The sequence below is a fragment of the Porphyromonas sp. KLE 1280 genome, assembly GCF_000700805.1.
Classification (GTDB): Bacteria; Bacteroidota; Bacteroidia; order Bacteroidales; family Porphyromonadaceae; genus Porphyromonas; species Porphyromonas pasteri.
Genome location: NZ_KL362962.1, coordinates 771,404 through 790,940 on the forward strand (window position 1 = coordinate 771,404; position 19,537 = coordinate 790,940).

Below are 19,537 nucleotides of genomic sequence, written 5' to 3' on the forward strand. Positions count from 1 at the left end.
ACGGTCTATGGATCTGACCGCTCTCCTCTCCTTCCTCTCCTCGCACGTCCTGGAGCTCGTCACGCTCGTCGTGTCACTCATCTGGCTGTACCTTGAGTACCGCGCCAGTATCTGGCTCTGGCCCGTAGGTATCATCCTGCCCTTGCTATGGATACCGATCTGCTATCAGAGTCATCTCTACGGCATGCTCGCTATCAATGTCTACTACCTTGTGACCAGCGTCATCGGCTGGATAGCGTGGCTACGTAAGGGCAATGCCGAGGGAGAAGAAGTCCCCATCTCTAATATTCCAGCGAAGGCTGGGGCGATCTACCTCGCCCTGGCCTTCGTGGGTTACATCGCTCTGCTCTTCCTCCATCCCTTCATCCCCGAGTGGCAGCTCCCTTGGGCGGATGGACTCATGACGATAGCCTCGGTCATCGGCATGCTCTGGATGGCACGAAAGTGGCGTCAGCACTGGCTCTGCTGGATCATCGCGAATGCTGCTGGCTTCATCGCCCTCTACGGAGCAGAGGACTACATCTCCTCCTTCGTCTACGTCGTAAACTTCGTCACCGCCTTCTTCGGCTACCGCAAGTGGGGGCAGCTGATGAAGCAGTCCGACAAGCATACCGCCTAAGTAGTCCCCCGACACCATGCGCACCTACCCTCGCTTCACTCAGGAGACTCTCCCGCAGACACTCGTCCTCGCGAACGGGGCCTTCCCCACCGCCCCCACACCCCTTGCGCTCATCGACGACTGGATACTAGGCAAGGAGGGCTACAGCCTCACCTGCTGTGACGGAGCCGTCAATAAGCTCCGTCGCTATACCGACCGTCTGCCCGACGCTGTCATCGGGGACCTCGACTCGGTATCTCCTGCACTCAAGGATCTCTTAGCGGGGCGCATCCAGCACTTCCCAGATCAGGAAACCAACGACCTGACGAAGACCTTTACCTATCTCCATTCGCGCTACGGGAAGCAGGCCATCACCCTCCTCGGTGCCAGTGGCGGACGCGAAGACCACATCCTTGCGAACCTCGCACTCCTCCCGACCTATGCGCCCCTTGTCGAGGACCTCGTGATGCTCACCGACGAAGGCTACTTCCTCCTCATCACCGAGCCCTCCACGATCGACGTCTTGATCGGGCAGCAGATATCGATCTTCAACTTCCAGCGGACGCCCATCAGCTTCGGTGGAGTGCGCTGGCCCCTTGTGGAGGCTACACTTCCTGCGCTATGGTGTGGCTCCCTGAACTGCGCCATCGAGAATCAGATCACCGTCCACACCACCTCCCCCATCCTCATCTATCTGGCCAATGTCTGAGCAGGAAGCCCTCACTATCGTCCTCGGTGCGCTGGATCAGCTCACGCCACGGCGCACCGATCCGCCCACACTGATGGAGCTGACTCTATGCCTTGGTTATAGTGAGGCTGAGCTGGACGAAGCCTTCGCGACCCTCTTTGCCTGCCGTGCAGACGAAGCTCTCGCGCTCTTCTCTCAAGACGCTCTTCGCCTGCGCCCTACGGAGTTCCGCTCCGACTACCCCACACGACTGACCCTTGACAGCAGCTACACAGGGTCCGTCTCCTACTGCTTCTTCCCCTACCGCTTCGGTGAACTACTTTTAGCCACTACGCCACTCGGGCTGTGCTACAGCAGCTTCACCCTCGGCGACTGGCAGGGGACTTACGCTGAGCTACGCCAGCTCTATCCCCAAGCCTCACACGACCTCAAGGTCGAGCACGAATACCTCCAGCAGGCGATTCGCTATCTCAAAGCCCCGACGACGGAGGCTCTTCCCCCACTCCACCTCATCGGCACGCTCTTCCAGCGGAGCGTCTGGATGAGTATGCTCCTCATCCCAGAGGGGAGCCACACCAGCTATCAAAGCCTCGGTGAGACCTTCGGCATGCCTCAGGCCGCCCACGCCGTCGGGTCAGCCGTAGGAGCCAACCCCTTAGCTCCCTTCATTCCCTGCCACCGCGTCCTGCCGAAGGAGCACACCATTGGCCACTACCACTGGGGGGTCACGCGCAAGGCCCTACTCCTCATACCCGAGCTTCTCGCACCGCAGGCATAGTCCTCTGCACCCTTATCACACCAAGCCCCCGCATCGGTTGCCCAATAGGAGCACGATGCGGGGGCTAACTATTTATATCCAGTCCACGAACAAGGAAATCGCTCATGGTAAACTATCTGAGGCTTAGGCGTGTTCTCCTATTGCCTATTTATTTAAGTATTTAATAATATCTCCCGATGAGTATCAATCTACCTCCATCTTCTCTTCCCCGCGTCGTCATCGCTGGCGGGGGCTTTGCTGGTCTCAAGCTGGCACAAGCCCTTGACTCTTCGCTCTTCCAGATCGTCCTCATAGACCACCACAACTACCACCAGTTCCCCCCACTCATCTATCAGGTCGCCTCATCGGGTCTGGAGCCCAGCTCCATCGCCTTCCCTTTCCGTGCAGCCTTCAAGCGCAAGAAGAACTTCATCTTCCGCCTGGCGAACGTCATCGGCGTCGAGCCTGAGCAGAAGCAGCTCATCACCTCGGTGGGCGAAGTACCCTACGACTACCTCGTCTTGGCATGCGGTGGTACGACGAACTACTTTGGCAATGAGCAGGTCGCCAAGCATAGTCTCCCGATGAAGACCCTCTACGAGTCGATGAACCTGCGCAACGTCCTCCTGCAGAACATCGAGAAGGCGCTCGTCTCCGACAAGCCCGAGACCCGCGAAGCCCTCCTCACGGTAGTGATCGTCGGTGGCGGTCCTTCGGGCGTAGAGATCGCAGGGGCGCTGGCGGAGATGAAGCGCTATGTCCTACCGAAGGACTACCCTTACATGGAGACGGACCAGTTCAAGATCCACCTCATCGACGCTTCACCCCGCCTCCTGCTGGCGATGAGTGAGAAGAGCTCTCGCACCGCCGCCGAAGGTCTCACCTCCCTTGGCGTCGAGATTCACCACAACACGATGGTCACCGACTACGATGGTCGCGTGCTTACCCTCGGTGATGGGACGAAGATGAATACCCGCACAGTCATCTGGGTCAGCGGTATCATTGCCAACACCGTCGAGGGGATCCAAGCCGACTCTCTCGGTCGTGGCAAGCGTATCCTCGTCGATGGCTACAACGAAGTGCTGGGCGTACCCGACGTCTTTGCTCTCGGTGACCAGTGCCTCATGACGGCTGATCCAGCCTACCCTCAGGGGCATCCTCAGATGGCTCAGGTCGCTATCCAGCAGGCAGCCCTGCTGGCCAAGAACCTCAAGGCACGCCTCACGGGAGGAAAGCAGCAGACCTTCCGCTACAAAGACCTTGGCTCGATGGCGACCATTGGCCGAAATCGTGCCGTCGCTGAGATTGGCAAGGCCAAGTGGGGAGGCTTCACAGCCTGGCTCCTCTGGCTCGTCGTCCACCTGCGCTCCATCCTCTCGGTGCGCAACAAGGTCATCGTCCTCCTCAACTGGATCTGGAACTATGCGACCTACGACCGCTCGCTCCGCCTCATCCTCAAGCGCAACGTACCCGTCGATCCCTACCAGGCTCGTCAAGAGCGTCTCGCCAACCGAGACACGCGTGTAGAGTAGGTAGCTGGTATTCCCTCTTACGGATAAGGCCCACCCCGTGTCGTACGGGGTGGGCCTTATTGCAAGGTGCCGCCTCGACCAATATAGGTCATCGGGCGAAGCTATATGGGTAGCGAAGTCAAGCTATAGGAGGCTGTTGCCGCGAGTCCCGTCGTTTATTTAGAGTGCTAAGGTATCGCACGCCCTTCACCTTATCGTGAGTATTCCTCTTATCCTGCGGAGGGAAAAGCATCGTCCTCGTGGAGAAAAAAGTGCCTTTCGGTAGTGGTATTCTTCTATCTATGCACGTAGTCTTAAAGACCAGGCACGTAAATCCAAATATCCACGTACGTAGATGTTAGAGCCACGTACGTAGTCCAAACTTATCTGCCACTCGTCCGCAACTTTTATCCCTATGCGGAGCAACAACCTAATATGGGTTCGCTCATCGGCCAATATAGGTTCACACCTCACACCTCTACTCATTCACTCCACATACCGCTATTCATTTATGCTCTTCGCCTCCATCAGAGGGTAGTACCCATGGCTATACCTTGCATCTACCCTTCATGGCGCCACGCTCTTGAGCCCACGCTCTTCAGCAGCTTGTCCCAAGCGTAGCGCGGACACTTACCCCATCAGGCTTGGAGCGAAAAATATGGGGCGCATTCCCTTGGAAAGTCGTATCTTTGCCCGCGAGGCTCAATATATAAGAAGGAATTGGGCTGTGATGAGATATTACATATGATCAAAAGACTTTGTTTGGCTTGTGCGGGGCTCCTGCTCCTCTCTTCATGTGGTGAGTACTACCGCGTGCAGAAGTCCACGGACCTCGGGGAGCGCTACTCCTTCGCCAAGAAAAGCTATAATGAGAAGAAATATGGGCGTGTCGTGAGCCTCCTCGAAGACATCGTCCCCCAGCTCGTCGGTACGAACGAAGGCCCTCAGAGTACCTATCTCTTGGCCGACGCCTACCTCCAGCGGGGCGATGAGAGCGAAGCTTCACGCTACTTCCAGAACTACTATACGAGCTACCCCAAGGGACCTATGGTCGAGGAAGCCCGCTTCAAGGCTGGCTACTGCCTCTTCCAGGCATCGCCTGACCCACGACTGGATCAGACTGCTACCATTGGGGCGATCAAGGAGCTCCAGTCCTACCTCGACTTCTACCCCAAGGGCAAGCATAGCTCAGAGGTCGAACTGATGCTCTTCGAGCTGCAGGACAAGCTCGCCTATAAGGAGTTCCTCGCTGCCAAGCTCTACTACAACCTTGGCCTCTACCTCGGCAACAACTACGAGTCGTGCATCATCACGGCACAGAATGCTCTGAAGGATTACCCCTTCACCAAGCACAAGGAAGACCTGACCTTCCTCATCCTGCGTGCCAAGGCCGAGATGGCTGACCTCAGCGTCCCCGAGAAGCTGCAGGAGCGTCTCCGCGACGTCATCGACACCTACTATGCCTACCTCAATGACTTCCCCAACGGGACATACACGAAGCAGGCACAGAAGATCTTCGACCGCATGAACAGCAAGAAGGTCAGCGAATAACCCACCCACGAAGTATCATAGAGAATAAAGAATATGCCTAAGTACAAAAAGAATGTACCGACCAACACGATTAGCCGTGACATGGTCAGCCTCAGCAAGGACACGGAGAACATCTACGAGACCGTGATGATCATCGCCAAGCGTGCCAACCAGATCGCTCAGGAGACGAAGCAAGAGCTCGAAGCTAAGCTGCAGGAGTTCGCAGTCTACACCGACGATCAGCAGGAGATGGTCGAGAACGAAGAGCAGATCGAGATCTCCCGTCAGTATGAGCGCATGCCCAAGCCTACGCTCATCGCTGCTAAGGAGTACGAAGACGGCGAGCTCTACCACAACATCGCTGGGCGCACCAAGAAGTAAGTCCCGACAAGCTCTCTACCGCTATGTGGCAACGCATACAGACAGTATGGCTCCTCCTCGTGGGGCTCATCATGATCACCTTTGCCCTGCAGGACGTCGCGGTCTTCACCCTCCCCGAGGGGCAGGCTTGTGTCCTCGACAACTGGCGCATCTATAGCGCTGTCGACAGTACGACGCTGCACAGCACCTGGGTCATCGGTGTACTCAGCCTCCTGACGGGCTGTGCATCACTCGGACTGATCTTCCTCTACAAGCGAAGAATCCTGCAGATGCGCCTGACGATCCTGACGATGCTGGTCATCATCGGCGAACTCATCTACATCGCTTGGGCCAGCTATCAGTTCTGCTCAGCGAACGGGGCGACCTTCGCCATCCGCTTCCCACTGGCCCTGCCGATCATCTGCCTGCCTCTGCTCTACTTAGCCTCCCGCCGTATGATCTACGACGAGACGCTTATCCGAGCCTCACAGCGCCTACGATAATCCCCATCTGTGAAGCACCTCCCTCTACACATGTGAGACGGGAGGTGCTTCGTTGCTTTCTCCCCCTTCCCCTCCTATCACATCTATTACTCTGCAATCATGCAATTCGATTCGCTACAAGCTATCTCCCCCATCGATGGGCGCTACCGCGGCCAAGTAGAGGCCCTCGCCTCTTACTTCTCAGAGGAAGCCCTCATCCGCTACCGCGTACGTGTAGAGATCCTCTACTTCATCGCCCTCTGCGAAGAGCTCCCACACCTCCGTGGTATCCTCAGCAAGGACCGCACGGATCGCCTCCACGATATCTATCTGAGCTTCACCACCGAGGATGCCCTCCGAATCAAGGAGATCGAGCGCGTGACGAATCATGACGTCAAGGCCGTCGAGTACTTCATCAAGGAGAAGTTCGACGACCTCGGCCTAAGCGATGAGAAAGAGTTTGTCCACTTCGGGCTCACCTCACAGGACATCAACAATACGTCCTTCCCTCTGATGATCCGCGAAGCTGTCGAGCACGTCTTCTTGCCTGAGTTCGGCGGACTGATCGACCAGCTCCAGTTCTACGCTACGGAGTGGAAGCACGTATCGATGCTGGCACGTACCCACGGGCAGCCAGCCTCCCCCACGCGCCTCGGCAAGGAAATCGAGGTCTATGTCTACCGCCTGCAGGAGCAGCTCAAGACGCTCGAAGCGCTGCCTCACACAGCGAAGTTCGGTGGAGCTACGGGGAACTTCAACGCCCATGCCGTAGCTTACCCTCAGCATGACTGGAAGCGCTTCGCTGCAGACTTTGTCCGTAGCCTCGGCCTCGAGCGTGAAGCCTTCACCACGCAGATCTCCAACTATGACCAGATGGCAGCCCTCTTCGATGTGCTGACGCGTATCAACGTCATCCTCATCGACCTGGCGCGCGACTTCTGGATGTATATCTCGATGGACTACTTCAAGCAGCAGATCCGTGCTGGCGAAGTCGGCTCATCAGCTATGCCTCACAAGGTCAACCCCATCGACTTCGAGAATGCAGAGGGTAACCTCGGCATCGCGAACTCCGTCTATGGCTTCCTTGCTCGCAAGCTCCCCATCTCGCGCCTGCAGCGTGACCTCACCGACTCGACCGTACTGCGCAATGTCGGTGTGCCCTTGGCACACAGCCTCATCGCACTGAAGAGCCTGCGTAAGGGCCTCGGGAAGGTACTCCTGAACAAGGATGCCCTCTACCAAGATCTTGAGCACAACTGGGCCGTCGTAGCTGAAGCACTCCAGACAATCCTCCGTCGTGAAGGCTACCCCAAGCCCTACGAAGCCCTCAAGGAGCTCACGCGTACCAACGCTGCCATCACGGAGAAGGCCATCTACGACTTCATCGAAGGCCTCGCTGTCAGCGACGCGATCAAGGAAGAGATGCACCGCATCTCCCCCCACAACTACACGGGGCTCTAAGCCATCTCACCCAGCTTCGCGGGCGACATTCCGTCCACTGAGCCCATAAGACAAGTGTGCCCCCGAGTAGCTCTATCGCTACTCGGGGGCACACTTTTATATGATGTGGTGGGCCGTCTTCGCCCCCCAACCTACCAAAAACGAATAGGGACTGTCTCCCGACAGCCCCTACTCTCTGTTAACCTTAAATCTAATACCATGAAAAACACACTACAAAGGTACGACATTTTTTTATACTACCAAACAAATCTATAAAATAGATTAAACTTCTTCTGCGAAGGGCTACTATCCCCGCATAGATATAGCATATTCCTTATGCACACATACAGAGTATAAACTCTATATATCAACGCATTGCATCAAGAGAACAAGGTGAATCCACCTCCATACGAGGAGATAATACCTTCACAAATGAGCACAGAAAAATTTTCTTGAGTAGCGAGAAAGAGTACCGAATCCGTCCCTTTTTCATCCGCTGCTCCCCCTATCAGCGGATGATTTTCTTCACTTTTGAGGTAATAGAACGTATAAAAGCACCACGGGCCTACGGCTAAAAGAGCGATCCCCACTATGGTCTGATGACCATAGTGGGGATCGCTTCATTGTACCCAGAGCCGGGATCGAACCGGCACGAACTTTCGTCCATTGGTGTTTGAGACCAACGCGTCTACCGATTCCGCCATCTGGGCTTATCGGATCGGCTGCAAAGATACGACAATTATTAGAAGTAGCCGATACGGATTCATTGCACTACTACTATGCGGAGCATTCCACTACGGCTCCATGCGCGAAGCACTATTGCTTTCCACTCGTAGCACTACTGGTTCACACCGCAAGCAATAGTGGTTCATACCGCATACCACTATTGAGACCGTTGCTTTGCATAGGGATAAAAGTTGTGGACGAGTGGCAGATAAGTTTGGGCTACGTACGTGGCTTTAATATCTACGTACGTGGATATTTGGACTGACGTGCCTGGTCTTTAAATCTACGTGCGTAGACAGAGAAAAAGCACTACGTGAAGGTGCTTTTTTCTTCAGGAGAAGGACGCTTTTCCCTTCGCTGGATAAGAGGAATATGCGCGATACAGCGAAGGGCTTGTATATCACTTCGGAGAGGCATATCGGGGAGATGGGCGTGCGATGCCTTAGCACTCTGAATAGAGGACAGGACTCTATACAACAGTCTCCTATTGGTATGAGTCTGTCTGCATGAGTCTCCTGCTAAGCCCTTGTAGCTTATCAAGATAAGCGCCTTCTACTTCACAAGATCCCTACGAGTAGTGTGAGAGCCCCTACAAATATATCGCTTCCGATGCAGCCCCATACCCAAATAGCGATACATCGGATAGACTATTTCCTTATATTTGCAATAGTATACAAGCATACATTTAACAAAGGCGGCCATAATATACGCCACCAACTTACAGAAAAGAACCTAATCAATGAGCAATATTTTCTCAAAAATCGCACAGCTCTTCTCCAGCAACAAGGAAGGGCGGCGCACACAAAGTACCGAGACACAGGCATCATCTTCTCAAGCAACGGCCTCCCAAGGCGTAGTCTCTTGCTCTCGCCCTGCAATTAACTTGACACACATTGACCTACCCACCGCCCCCTCTTTCAACACACGCAGCCTCGAAGAAGTACGGGCGGCAGCTGAAGCTGGAGATGCCGAAGCACAGTACCTCCTCTTTGACTACTACGCCTCAGGGCATGGGGAAGAAAGTGATTGTCCTGCCTTCGAATGGCTAACTAAGGCTGCAGAGCAAGGCTATCCCTTAGCACTCTATACCAGCGCTCTTATCCAGATCGAAGAAAAGGAAGGAGCAGCTGTACCTCCACAGGCGCTCTTCTATCTCCAAGCCTCTGGAGAGCGAGGCTTCTCCGATGCCTATCTCCAGCTCTATCATCTCTATCGTGATGGGAAGGGTGTCGAGGCCAACGAAGACACAGCTATCAACTATCTCAGAAAGGCTATGGAGGCTGGTTCGGGCACAGCCTATCTGATCGTCGCCAAGGGCTTCCTACCTGGCAATGGTGGGGGGCCCATTGACTACGATGCTGCCTACTACTATGCTGAGCAAGCAGCACACCTTGGCTGTCCTGAGGCGGTGGAACTCATCATCCATCTGCTCGAAGAGAACCTTGCCTCTGGCGACCACACGGAGCTCCTGCGCTACTGGCGCCGTCAGCTTCGCCCTACACATTAGTTATAAGCTCGATGAGCTGACACACTACAAGAACCCCTATACGTGCAAAGGGTACTCTCCACTTGAGGAGAGTACCCTTCTATTTTATTAGTCCCCTGTAGATAGAGGACAAGTAGGCTATATAGTAGACGGACTTTATTCCTCTGCCTGATCAGGCCAGCCTTGAGCACGCAGACGAAGCTCTGCGCCATCGGGGGTAACGAGGTAGCAGCCCTGCCCAGGACTGGTCACATGACCGATGATATGGATACCATCCAGCTCCTTCAGACGATCCAGCTCCGCAAGCGGAATGGTGAAGATGAGCTCAAAGTCTTCGCCGCCATTCATCGCTACAGTCGTCGTCGACATATTCAGCTCCTCAGCCATACGATGCGTCTCGATATCGATCGGCAGACGCTCCTCATAGATACGCACCCCTACACCACTCTCCGTAGCGAGATGGAGGAGTTCGGAGGCTAAGCCATCCGAGCTATCGATCATCGACGTGGGACGCAGTCCCTTCTCTCGAAGAGCAAGGATGATATCTTGGCGGGCTTCGGGGCGAAGCTGACGCTCGAGGATGTATTCATGCTCGGCAAAGTCAGGCTCGAAGTCTCCCTTCTCCCCTGCGAAGACGCGCTTCTCACGCTCCAGAAGCTGGAGTCCCATATAGGCGGCGCCAAGGTTACCACTGACGCAGATAAGGTCAGTAGGCTGAGCACCACTACGATAGACGATCTCCTCTTCGCGAGCAGCCCCCAGACAGGTGATGCTGATGCAGAGTCCCGTGAGGCTTGCCGAGGTATCTCCACCGACTAAGTCTACCCCGTAACGGCTACATGCAAGGCGAATACCAGCATAGAGCTCCTCAAGATCCTCCACAGCGAAGCGAGCCGAGACACCTACCGAGCAGGTGAGCTGCTGTGGATGCCCGTTCATCGCATAGATATCAGAGAAGCTCCCGACAGCAGCCTTATAGCCTAAGTGTCTGAGCGGAGTATAAGTCAAGTCGAAGTGAATCCCCTCAAGAAGGAGGTCAGTCGTCACGAGCGTCTGCAGTCCTTCGGGGTAAGCGATGACGGCAGCATCATCGCCCACACCACGGCGGGTGCTCTCATGCTGTATGGGGAAGTCTCGGGTCAGGCGCTTGATGAGCGCAAATTCGCCGAGCGAAGAGATCTCTGTTCGTTGCATATAGATATAGAATACTTGGGATAGGCACCGCAAGCACAGCACCTTCGATGGGAGAGGAAAAGATCCTTAGCGCAGCCCTTGCAGGGAGGGTGGTAGGGAGTTAGCCGCCTTGCATATCATCTCACGGAACTCCTGCGGCTTGTAGAGTATCTGCGTCTCGATCGGGAGGAAGTACAGCTGCTTGACCAGCACTTCAGGGAGTTCTCCAAGGCTATCGGTGAAGCGCACCGCATCCTTCTCCGTACAGACGATGTAGACAAAACGCCCCGAGTGCTGCTCACACAGCTCCTGCCAGCGCTCACTGATCGCTACAAAGTCCTTTCGCCGGAACTGATGATGATCAGGATAGACGAGCTGGTCAATCAGCTCATATCGCTCCTCAAGGAAGGAGAAGAAGAGCCCAGGTGAAGCGATCCCCGAGAGGGCGATGACGAGTGCATCCTTAGGGAGCGGACTACCCTCCTCCCCAAGGAGCGTACGCACTGCGCGTGGCTGCTGATAGTGGATGCGTGAGAAGAAGATCTCCTGATGCGCATAGAGGTCAAGGTTGCGCTGCATGATACGTAGCTTGATCGGCGGCATATCATGTGGGCACTTCGTCAGGATGATGCAGTCAGCACGATAGCGTGCCGTAGCAGGCTCGCGCAAGCCTCCGAGGGGGAGAAGCTCATCATCATGCAGCTCACGCTGGGCATCGATGAGCAGGATACTGAAGGAGGGCTGCACGTAGCGGTGCTGGAAGCCATCATCAAGGAGGACCACCTCGGGGCGCTCTTCCTCAGGGAGTGCGAGTAGGTAGCGCATAGCACGACGACGATTGCCATCGACAATGAAGCGCACCTCGGGATACTTCTGCTTGATTTGCTTGGGCTCATCTCCGACTTCTTCAGCAGTCGAGGTCAGGGTCACCTCCCTCAAGCCACGGCTCTTTCGCTTGTAGCCACGACTGATGACAGCGATACGATATTGCTTACGAAGGATCGAGATGAGTAGCTCGACATGGGGCGTCTTCCCTGTCCCACCGACGGTGATGTTCCCAACGCAGATCAAGGGAATGGGATAAGCCTGCTGCTTGAGTATACCTTGGTTGAAGAGAAAGTTGCGCAGGCCTACCCCCAGACCATAGAGCCAGGAGAGCGGATAGAGGAGCGGATTATTACTTTTCTTCATTACACCGAGGTGAGGAGAGGGAGGGTGCGAGCGATGCTTGCGCCCTCCCTGTGATTAGTAGGATGTATATTCGTAGGGCAGACGTGCGAGGATCCCCGTATAGCGGTAGCCTTCGCGGAAGAACTCACGGATCTTCTTCTCTTCATCTGTCATGAAGAAGTCACGTAGACGTGCAGTGAAGCGCTCAGTGGTCTTTGAGGCAAAGAGCTCTTCGAGGAAGCTCGTAGACGTAGAGCCATAGTCTACGCTGTAGCCCTCATGAAGGCCTGCGAGACGTGCAGCAAGGCGGATAGCCGTCTCCAGCCCCCCAAGCTCATCGACAAGCCCAAGCTCCTTCGCCTTAGCCCCAAGCCACACGCGACCCTGACCGACGGAGTCTACTGCTTCGACAGACATATCACGGCCGATAGCGACGCGGGAGAGGAAGGTCTTATATCCACGCTCTACCTCCATTTGGATCAGCTGTCCCTTCTCAGGAGTCAACGGACGCAGAAGCATAGCCATCGGATCACTCATACTCATATCTGCATAGGGCGAAGTCTGCACGACATCAATGCTTACCCCGACCTTACGTCCAAGCTCAGACGCATCGGGCAGGATACCGAAGATCCCGATAGACCCCGTGAGCGTCACGGGACTGGCGACGATAGCATCAGCTGCCGAAGCGATGTAGTAGCCACCTGATGCCGCTACGTCCCCCATGGAGACGACGACCGTGCGCGACTGACTCAGCTCACGTACCTCATGCCAGATCTGCTCCGAGAGGAAAGCACTCCCCCCTGGCGAATTGATGCGCAGGACGACAGCCTTAGCCGTAGAATCCTCACGCAGCGCACGGAGGTCACGTGCCAAGTCGCTCGTGATACCATCGCTACTAAGCGGACTCTCTGTGATCTCCCCTTCAGCGAAGAGTACCTTCACAGCATTGTCCTTATCCGTGCGTCCCTTATCCAGCGGATCAGGCTCCATGAGGAAGTCAGACAGCGTCACCATAGGGATATCATCAGGTGAAGTGACATCGAGGCGCTGCGCCATAAGATCTTCTACATCAAGGCGATAAGCCAAGGTATCGACGAGGTGAGCACGCACGAAGGTCTCTGCCTCACCGAAAGCTCGACCACTATCAGCGAAGGCGCGCAGGCTGTCGACAGGTACCGAGCGCGAAGCCGAGATCTCACGAAGCATGAAGTCCCACAGCCCGTTGAGGTAGACCGAGATCTGCTCACGATTAGGCTCACTGAGCTTATCGAGCATGAAGGGTTCTACAGCTCCCTTGTAAGTGCCGACCTTGAAGATATGGGCCTTGACCCCGAGCTTATCCAAAGCCTGACGGTAGAAGGTCGGTGCCGAAGCCAGCCCGACAAGCCCCACCATACCCTGAGGGTTGAGGATGACCTTGTTCGCTACAGATGAGAGGTAATAGGCCTTCTGGTCATAGGAGTCAGCGTAGGAGATGATGAACTTCCCCGAGGAGCGGAAGTCCTTGAGTGCCTCACGCAGATCTGCTGTCGAAGCCATACCCCCACTATAGCCCTCCACATTGAGGTAGATACCTCGTATGCGAGAGTCCGCCTTCGCCTTACGGATGCTGGCGAGGGCCTGCGAGAGTGAGATCGGCTTCTCGTCCGAGCCCATGCCAGGGATGAAGCTCGAGAGTTCGTCCGTAGTGACGATCTCGGAGATCGAGCTAAGATCGATCTTCAGCACGCTTCCATCACGGATCTCGGTCGGAGTAGAGCCTGAGGCCAAAGCACCTACGACGATGACGATGAATAGGAAAAAGGCGAAGATCGAGCAAAGGATATTTGCTGCGATGAAGCCAACGAAGGAGGCCAAGACGGTCTTCCAGAAGCCTAAGGGCTTTTTGGGTTGTAAGGGTTCTTCCATTGGGGTGTGAAGCCAGAGAGGGAGGTGATAGATAGTGCAGGGAGTGCACTTAGGCACTTACCCCTTTAGGACAAATATAGTGAATCCTCACTATTTGACTGTCGGAGCGCCAGAGCCTGCACATCAAAGTCAGAGGGGCATATTGAGGATATCTGAGGGACTATCTACCAGCACGGAGCAAATCCTTCAGCAAAATCCACCCTTTCAGAAGCCCCCTGTACTTCTCATCTTTATACCATACGCGCAATATGCAAGCTCCAAATTAATAGTACCCAGGCACGCCCAGCTCCCCGATATGTCCCCCCGAAGTGATACACAAGCCCTTCGCTTTATCGCGCGTATTCCTCTTATTCAGCGGAGGGAAAAGTGTCCTTCTCGTGAAGAAAAAGTGCCTTCACGTAGTGGTTTTCCTCTGTCTACGCACGTAGTCTTAAAGACCAGGCACGTAAATCCTAAAATCCACGTACGTAGATATTAGAGCCACGTACGTAATCCAAACTTATCTGCTACTCGTCCGCAACTTTCATCCCTACGTGGAGCAACAACCTAATAGAGATCACTTCACAATGCTATATAGCTTCGCACCGAAAGCTATATAGGAATCCAAGCAAAGCTATATAGGAATCAGTCCAAAGCTATATAGCTTTCTTCGCCATCCTATATAGCTCTACCCACGTACTCATAGTAACAATATGAGACCATTGATACGGTTAGCCTACGGAATCCCTTGTACATTTCACGCTCCCCAGAGATAGAAAATCACCAGTCCACGACCTGACGGCTGAGAAGAAGGATCGCTATAAAAGTGGTACTTTTGCGCTAGCTAAGCCCTTGTGAATGGGCGAAGCTCCCCAAGACTTCAGTACATTATAATGCAAGCTCTCAATTCGTGGCTACACGATGTCTTCATCACCCCTTCGGTGCTGGAGACCCTTGTATGGCTCACCCTCGTCTCTGCCGTAGGCATCCTGCTCGGCAAGCTGCGCGTGGGTAAGATATCTCTCGGCATCACCTTTGTATTCTTCGTCGGGATCCTCTTCGCTCACTTCGGCGTGCGAGTCGACCCCGAGATGAATAGCTTTGCCCAGACCCTTGGCTTAGCACTCTTCGTCTACGCCCTCGGTGTCGAGGTGGGGCCGTCCTTCTTCCCTTCGCTCAAGAGTCAGGGTGTACTATATAATACGTTAGGCCTTATGGTCATCGGCCTCGGCCTCACCGTCGTGGTCGCCCTACATTATATATTCGGTATCTCGATGCCGAATATGCTCGGGATCATGGCCGGCGCTGTGACGAATACACCGATGCTAGCAGCTGTACAGAGCACGATGCAGGATGCTCTTGGCTCTGCCGGTGCCCGCCAAGTCGCTGACCTTGCGCTCGGCTGCGCCCTCACCTACCCTCTCGGCGTCGTCGGGATGATCCTCGCCATACTGACCCTCAATATCCTTGATCCGAAGCGCCACAAGCGTAATGAGGAGGAGAACTCCCGCAACACTTATATCACCGAGCTGGAGCTCACGAACGAAGCTCTCTTCGGTAAGACCATCCTCGAAGCTGTACGCCTTGAGGAAAAGCACTTCATCATCTCGCGCATCTGGCGTGGTGATACGCTGATCATTCCCTCCTCACAGACAGTACTCCACGAGGGTGACCACCTCTTGGTCTTGGTACACCCTGAGGACGTCGAGGAGATGGAGCAGTTCTTCGGTCGCCGTGCTGAGAGCCGTGACTGGAACCGCCCTGACATCGACTGGGATGCTATCGACTCCCAGCTCGTCAGCAAGCGTATCATCATCACAAACTCCAAGGTCAATGGCGCTAAGCTCGGTGCTCTACGCCTGCGCAATCAGTACGGGATCAACATCACCCGTATCGATCGTGCTGGTATCGAGATCCTCGCTACACCCGACCTACACCTGCAGCTCGGTGACCGTCTCTCGGTGGTAGGTGAAGCGCAGGAGATCGAGCGTGCCTCGAAGTTCCTCGGGGACTCGATCAACGTCCTCGACAAGCCGAAGCTCTTCAGCTTCTTCTTCGGCCTCGCCGTAGGCTGTATCCTCGGCTCGATCCCCTTAGCTATCCCAGGGCTGAGTATGCCGATCAAGCTCGGGCTCGCTGGTGGGCCTATCATCGTGGGTATCCTGATGGGTGCCTTCGGAGCACGTCTGCGCATCGCTACCTACATGAGCAATAGTGCCACGCAGCTCATCAAGCAGCTCGGCATCATCCTCTACCTCGCAGGGCTGGGTCTGGCCAGTGGTGAGCACTTCTTCGAGATGATCATCCACGGAGATGGTCTGCTCTGGATTGGCTTAGGTTTCCTCATCACCTACCTCCCGACGATGGCTGTCGGGCTTCTCTCGCTCTTCGGCTATAAGAAGACGCATGCCGAGACTGTCGGGATGCTCTGTGGCGTGATGGCGAACTCCATGGCGCTGGACTATGCGATGTCCATCAACGAGTCACGCTCCAGCTCCGTAGCCTATGCTATCGTCTATCCCGTGGGGATGTTCGTACGTATCATATCTGCTCAGATCCTCCTGAGCTTCTTCCTCTAACTTCGACTATATGCCTCAGCAAGACGGACTCATCGTCCTCTCGGGAGGGATGGATAGCGTCACCCTCCTCTACGAATATCAGGCGAATATCGCGCTGGCCATATCCTTCGACTACGGATCGAAGCACAACGCACAGGAGATCCCCTACGCCCGCCTGCACTGCGAGCGCCTCGGCATCGAGCACTTGACGATCCCTCTCGGCTTCATGGGGCAGTACTTCCGCAGTGCCCTCCTTCAGGGGGGCGGAGAGATCCCCAAGGGGAGCTATGACGAGGAGAATATGGCTGCGACGGTCGTACCCTTCCGCAACGGCATCATGCTCTCCATCGCTGCTGGTCTCGCTGAGAGCCGAGGCCTAAAGCGCGTATATATTGCCAATCACTTCGGCGACCACGCTATCTACCCCGACTGCCGTGCCTCCTTCATCCGCCCGATGCACGAGGCTATCGCAGCCGGTACGAGCAACGGCGTCGAGGTCACAGCCCCCTATACCAATATAAGTAAGGGTGAGATCGCTCGCCATGGCAAGGCACTCGGCATCAACTACGCCGAGACCTGGAGCTGCTACGAAGGCGGCGACGTGCAGTGTGGCCAGTGTGGCACCTGCATCGAGCGCCGTGAGGCCATGCTCAAGGCTGGCATCGAAGACCCCACCATTTACAAAGACTAATCACAAAGAACTCCTATCCGAATGAAGTTCATCTCCTGGAATGTCAACGGCCTGCGTGCCGTCTTCACCAAGGGTTTTCCCGATATCATCAAAGAATTAGATGCTGACTTCGTCTGCCTACAAGAGACGAAGATGCAGGCGGGTCAGCTTGATGCCGACCTGCCCGGCTACATTAGCTACTGGAACTATGCCGTGAAGAAAGGCTATTCTGGTACCGCTATCTATACCCGTCATGAGCCTCTCTGCGTCAGCTACGGCATCGGCATCGAGGAGCACGACCAAGAGGGTCGCGTCATCACCCTCGAGTATCCCGACTTCTACCTCGTCACGGTCTACACGCCGAACTCACAGGACGACCTCCGTCGCCTCGACTACCGCATGACGTGGGAGGATGCCTTCCGCTCGTACCTCAAGGGGCTGGATGCGAAGAAGCCTGTCATCGTCTGCGGCGACCTCAATGTAGCGCACAAGGAGATCGACCTGAAGAACCCCAAGTCCAACCGCCGCAATGCGGGCTTCACTGACGAAGAGCGCGGCAAGCTGCAGGAGCTTTTGGATGCAGGCTTCATCGACACTTTCCGCCACTTCTATCCCGACCAAGCAGACATCTACTCGTGGTGGTCGTACCGCTTCAAGGCCCGTGAGCGCAACTCAGGCTGGCGTATCGACTACTTCGTCGCCTCCGAGCGCCTCGCTCCCCGCCTGCAGGGTGCCGCCATCCACACGGAGATCTACGGCTCGGACCACTGTCCCGTAGAGCTCATCCTCGACTAATCTACCCAGAGATAGATCCACTATCACTTATGATCCTTTGTATAGAGACCTCCACGACGAAGTGCAGTGCCGCCCTCGGTCGTGGTAAAGAAATACTCGCTTCACACGAAGCTGAGTCCCCCGAAGGTGGGCACGCCGCGGCCCTTGCCCCCATGGTCAACGAGCTGCTCGAGGTACTCCGCAGTCACGAAGGGGCTACCCTCTCGGCTATCGCTGTGAGTGCAGGCCCTGGTAGCTACACGGGACTGCGCATCGGGGCTTCGCTTGCCAAGGGCCTCTGCCTCGGCTATCGCGTCCCCCTCATCGCTATAGACACGCTGGAGCTACTGGCACATCAAGCACAGTGCGCACTCCCCGAGGGGCGTACCGCTACGCTCTTCCCTCTGCTGGATGCCCGACGAATGGAGGTCTATGCCGCAGAGTTCACCCACACGGGGGAGCGCAAGCAGGATGACTTCGCAGCGATCCTCGATCCCGAAGCACCTATCTTCGGCTCTGCTTCAGACCCTATACTCATCGGTAATGGCGCGACGAAGGCCCGTGGTCTGTGGCCAAAGCACAGCTATGAAGTATGGGACGAAGGCTTTGCCCCCACGGCGAAGGCCATGGTCGCCCTTGCCACGGTATCCTTCGAGCGTGAGGAGTTTGTCGACACAGCCTACTGGACGCCCAACTACCTCAAGGACTACGTCGCTGTCATCGCGAAGAACAAGGTCCTCAACCGCTAAGCACTCATGCCCCAACTCCCCCCGACCAATCAAGTCATCCTCACGGGTGAGCTCACCGAAGAGCCGAGCGTACACTATCTGGCGCCCGACTTCCCCGAGGTGCGCCTGCGCCTCAAGACCGAGGAGGAGGTCACAGGGCGCGAAGGTGGCCGTCCCTACCTCCAGCGGCTCTATCATCGCATCATCGCTCGCGGTCAAGCAGGGATAGCGCTGGAGCATCTGCACGCGGGAGCTCACATCTCCATCGCTGGTCGTATCGAGTACGTACGTGAGACCGACCGCGAAGGGCGAGTAAGCACCAGCACAGAGATCGTGGCGCTCAGGGTACGCATCCATCAGACATCCCCCGCTCCCGACCACCAGGGAGGAGCAAAACCAACCGCCCCATCCTTCGATGCCCAGCGCTACAAACCCGCCGAAGATGAGGATCCGCTGAGCTAATCACTCCCACACAAGATAAGAGGCACACCAAGGTATAGGTCAGATGACCAGCCTTGGTGTGCCTCTTTTTCGTAGATGGATATACCACATAGGATACTCACCATTCCCCATTCACCCAGTCGGATACTACACTCTAATTATCATATATATAGGACACCTCCATAGAGCTATCCCCTTCGCGAACATACGAGGGGCAGATGTGAACCTATATTGGTCGGCAAGCTGACCTATATTGGTTGCGTTGGTGACCTATATTGGTTGCACCGATGACCTATATAGGTCAGCCCGCCGACCAATATAGGTTTCCTTACCTTCTTCGATAGGGATGAATTTCCCCCTACCGAAAATCATTCCAGACTGCACCTCGGAGGTAGGACGCCCCTTCCCTTTTTCGAGGTCTATCCTCCCCCTCTAATAGGTGGGCCGAATTCCCTAAATCAAACCCAGACAACGCACTCATTTCCTTAAATTATATAGGATATAAGCAGCCATTGAAAAGGAATACAACGTATTGTCTTTTTATTTACATTTGCTATT

The 19,537-nt window shown here is 55.4% G+C and carries 17 protein-coding genes and 1 tRNA gene; 14 read left to right on the forward strand and 4 right to left on the reverse strand.

The genetic code is table 11. The annotated features are described in order from the left end of the window. Positions 1 to 7: 7 nt before the first annotated feature. The 8 genes from pnuC (at position 8) to purB (ending at position 7,387) form a co-directional block, all read left to right on the forward strand. Complete coding sequence (gene pnuC, locus HMPREF1121_RS02965; protein WP_044114565.1) at positions 8 to 619, forward strand: nicotinamide riboside transporter PnuC; 612 nt, start codon at positions 8 to 10, stop codon at positions 617 to 619. 16 nt (positions 620 to 635) lie between these two features. After that, positions 636 to 1,307 (forward strand): thiamine diphosphokinase, encoded by a 672-nt coding sequence (locus tag HMPREF1121_RS02970; RefSeq protein ID WP_044114566.1) that lies wholly within the window; start codon positions 636 to 638, stop codon positions 1,305 to 1,307. Then, entirely contained in the window at positions 1,300 to 2,064 is a 765-nt protein-coding gene (locus HMPREF1121_RS02975; protein WP_052353565.1) for a methylated-DNA--[protein]-cysteine S-methyltransferase, read from the forward strand. Before HMPREF1121_RS02970 ends, HMPREF1121_RS02975 begins: the two co-directional genes overlap by 8 nt. Positions 2,065 to 2,240: 176 nt before the next feature. Further along, positions 2,241 to 3,575, forward strand: coding sequence for an NAD(P)/FAD-dependent oxidoreductase (locus HMPREF1121_RS02980; RefSeq protein WP_044114567.1), 1,335 nt, complete (start codon positions 2,241 to 2,243; stop codon positions 3,573 to 3,575). Between the two features lie 723 nt (positions 3,576 to 4,298). Beyond that, positions 4,299 to 5,105, forward strand: coding sequence for an outer membrane protein assembly factor BamD (locus tag HMPREF1121_RS02985; RefSeq protein ID WP_044114568.1), 807 nt, complete (start codon positions 4,299 to 4,301; stop codon positions 5,103 to 5,105). Between the two features lie 33 nt (positions 5,106 to 5,138). Beyond that, entirely contained in the window at positions 5,139 to 5,465 is a 327-nt protein-coding gene (locus tag HMPREF1121_RS02990; protein ID WP_009432420.1) for a DNA-directed RNA polymerase subunit omega, read from the forward strand. 23 nt (positions 5,466 to 5,488) lie between these two features. Continuing rightward, positions 5,489 to 5,947 (forward strand): DUF4293 domain-containing protein, encoded by a 459-nt coding sequence (locus HMPREF1121_RS02995; RefSeq protein WP_044114569.1) that lies wholly within the window; start codon positions 5,489 to 5,491, stop codon positions 5,945 to 5,947. A 99-nt stretch (positions 5,948 to 6,046) separates the two neighbouring features. Continuing rightward, positions 6,047 to 7,387, forward strand: a complete 1,341-nt coding sequence (gene purB, locus HMPREF1121_RS03000; RefSeq protein ID WP_044114570.1) for an adenylosuccinate lyase — start codon at positions 6,047 to 6,049, stop codon at positions 7,385 to 7,387. Between the two features lie 605 nt (positions 7,388 to 7,992). Here purB and HMPREF1121_RS03005 read toward each other — a convergent pair. After that, positions 7,993 to 8,076: transfer RNA gene (locus HMPREF1121_RS03005), tRNA-Leu, on the reverse strand. 755 nt (positions 8,077 to 8,831) lie between these two features. On the opposite strand from HMPREF1121_RS03005, the gene HMPREF1121_RS08625 reads away from it, so the two are divergent. Further along, complete coding sequence (locus tag HMPREF1121_RS08625) at positions 8,832 to 9,599, forward strand: tetratricopeptide repeat protein (RefSeq protein WP_156946037.1); 768 nt, start codon at positions 8,832 to 8,834, stop codon at positions 9,597 to 9,599. A 135-nt stretch (positions 9,600 to 9,734) separates the two neighbouring features. Here the strand turns inward: HMPREF1121_RS08625 and thiL are convergent, their stop codons facing one another. The 3 genes from thiL to sppA all read right to left on the reverse strand — a co-directional run bounded on the left by thiL (position 9,735) and on the right by sppA (position 13,829). Further along, the gene (thiL, locus tag HMPREF1121_RS03020; protein ID WP_044114572.1) at positions 9,735 to 10,772 is read right to left on the reverse strand and encodes a thiamine-phosphate kinase; all 1,038 of its coding nucleotides are present in this window, start codon (positions 10,770 to 10,772) and stop codon (positions 9,735 to 9,737) included. Positions 10,773 to 10,838: 66 nt separating this feature from the next. Next, positions 10,839 to 11,942, reverse strand: coding sequence for a tetraacyldisaccharide 4'-kinase (gene lpxK / locus HMPREF1121_RS03025; RefSeq protein ID WP_044114573.1), 1,104 nt, complete (start codon positions 11,940 to 11,942; stop codon positions 10,839 to 10,841). A 54-nt stretch (positions 11,943 to 11,996) separates the two neighbouring features. After that, on the reverse strand, positions 11,997 to 13,829 hold the full coding sequence (gene sppA, locus HMPREF1121_RS03030; protein ID WP_044114574.1) for a signal peptide peptidase SppA: 1,833 nt from the start codon (positions 13,827 to 13,829) through the stop codon (positions 11,997 to 11,999). A gap of 872 nt (positions 13,830 to 14,701) precedes the next feature. On the opposite strand from sppA, the gene HMPREF1121_RS03035 reads away from it, so the two are divergent. The 5 genes from HMPREF1121_RS03035 to HMPREF1121_RS03055 are packed head-to-tail and all read left to right on the forward strand — an operon-like array spanning position 14,702 to position 19,000. After that, complete coding sequence (locus tag HMPREF1121_RS03035) at positions 14,702 to 16,387, forward strand: putative transporter (protein WP_044114575.1); 1,686 nt, start codon at positions 14,702 to 14,704, stop codon at positions 16,385 to 16,387. A 10-nt stretch (positions 16,388 to 16,397) separates the two neighbouring features. After that, positions 16,398 to 17,057 carry a 7-cyano-7-deazaguanine synthase QueC gene (gene queC / locus HMPREF1121_RS03040; RefSeq protein ID WP_044114576.1) on the forward strand — a complete coding sequence of 220 codons (660 nt, stop codon included), beginning with the start codon at positions 16,398 to 16,400 and terminating at the stop codon, positions 17,055 to 17,057. Positions 17,058 to 17,078: 21 nt separating this feature from the next. Beyond that, positions 17,079 to 17,831 (forward strand): exodeoxyribonuclease III, encoded by a 753-nt coding sequence (locus HMPREF1121_RS03045; RefSeq protein ID WP_044114577.1) that lies wholly within the window; start codon positions 17,079 to 17,081, stop codon positions 17,829 to 17,831. 29 nt (positions 17,832 to 17,860) lie between these two features. Further along, entirely contained in the window at positions 17,861 to 18,559 is a 699-nt protein-coding gene (gene tsaB, locus HMPREF1121_RS03050) for a tRNA (adenosine(37)-N6)-threonylcarbamoyltransferase complex dimerization subunit type 1 TsaB (RefSeq protein WP_044114578.1), read from the forward strand. Positions 18,560 to 18,565: 6 nt separating this feature from the next. After that, a complete protein-coding gene (locus HMPREF1121_RS03055) occupies positions 18,566 to 19,000 on the forward strand; it encodes a single-stranded DNA-binding protein (RefSeq protein WP_044114579.1) in 435 nt (144 codons plus the stop codon). The last annotated feature ends 537 nt before the right edge of the window (positions 19,001 to 19,537 follow it).

Coding starts and splice junctions, on each gene's coding strand:
- HMPREF1121_RS02990 (WP_009432420.1), top strand. CDS start 5,139: ATGCCTAAGTACAAAAAGAATGTACCGACCAACACGATTAGCCGTGAC.
- purB (WP_044114570.1), top strand. CDS start 6,047: ATGCAATTCGATTCGCTACAAGCTATCTCCCCCATCGATGGGCGCTAC.
- HMPREF1121_RS02995 (WP_044114569.1), top strand. CDS start 5,489: ATGTGGCAACGCATACAGACAGTATGGCTCCTCCTCGTGGGGCTCATC.
- HMPREF1121_RS08625 (WP_156946037.1), top strand. CDS start 8,832: ATGAGCAATATTTTCTCAAAAATCGCACAGCTCTTCTCCAGCAACAAG.
- thiL (WP_044114572.1), bottom strand. CDS start 10,772: ATGCAACGAACAGAGATCTCTTCGCTCGGCGAATTTGCGCTCATCAAG.
- tsaB (WP_044114578.1), top strand. CDS start 17,861: ATGATCCTTTGTATAGAGACCTCCACGACGAAGTGCAGTGCCGCCCTC.
- HMPREF1121_RS02975 (WP_052353565.1), top strand. CDS start 1,300: ATGTCTGAGCAGGAAGCCCTCACTATCGTCCTCGGTGCGCTGGATCAG.
- HMPREF1121_RS03045 (WP_044114577.1), top strand. CDS start 17,079: ATGAAGTTCATCTCCTGGAATGTCAACGGCCTGCGTGCCGTCTTCACC.
- queC (WP_044114576.1), top strand. CDS start 16,398: ATGCCTCAGCAAGACGGACTCATCGTCCTCTCGGGAGGGATGGATAGC.
- HMPREF1121_RS02970 (WP_044114566.1), top strand. CDS start 636: ATGCGCACCTACCCTCGCTTCACTCAGGAGACTCTCCCGCAGACACTC.
- sppA (WP_044114574.1), bottom strand. CDS start 13,829: ATGGAAGAACCCTTACAACCCAAAAAGCCCTTAGGCTTCTGGAAGACC.
- HMPREF1121_RS03055 (WP_044114579.1), top strand. CDS start 18,566: ATGCCCCAACTCCCCCCGACCAATCAAGTCATCCTCACGGGTGAGCTC.
- lpxK (WP_044114573.1), bottom strand. CDS start 11,942: ATGAAGAAAAGTAATAATCCGCTCCTCTATCCGCTCTCCTGGCTCTAT.
- HMPREF1121_RS02985 (WP_044114568.1), top strand. CDS start 4,299: ATGATCAAAAGACTTTGTTTGGCTTGTGCGGGGCTCCTGCTCCTCTCT.
- HMPREF1121_RS03035 (WP_044114575.1), top strand. CDS start 14,702: ATGCAAGCTCTCAATTCGTGGCTACACGATGTCTTCATCACCCCTTCG.
- pnuC (WP_044114565.1), top strand. CDS start 8: ATGGATCTGACCGCTCTCCTCTCCTTCCTCTCCTCGCACGTCCTGGAG.
- HMPREF1121_RS02980 (WP_044114567.1), top strand. CDS start 2,241: ATGAGTATCAATCTACCTCCATCTTCTCTTCCCCGCGTCGTCATCGCT.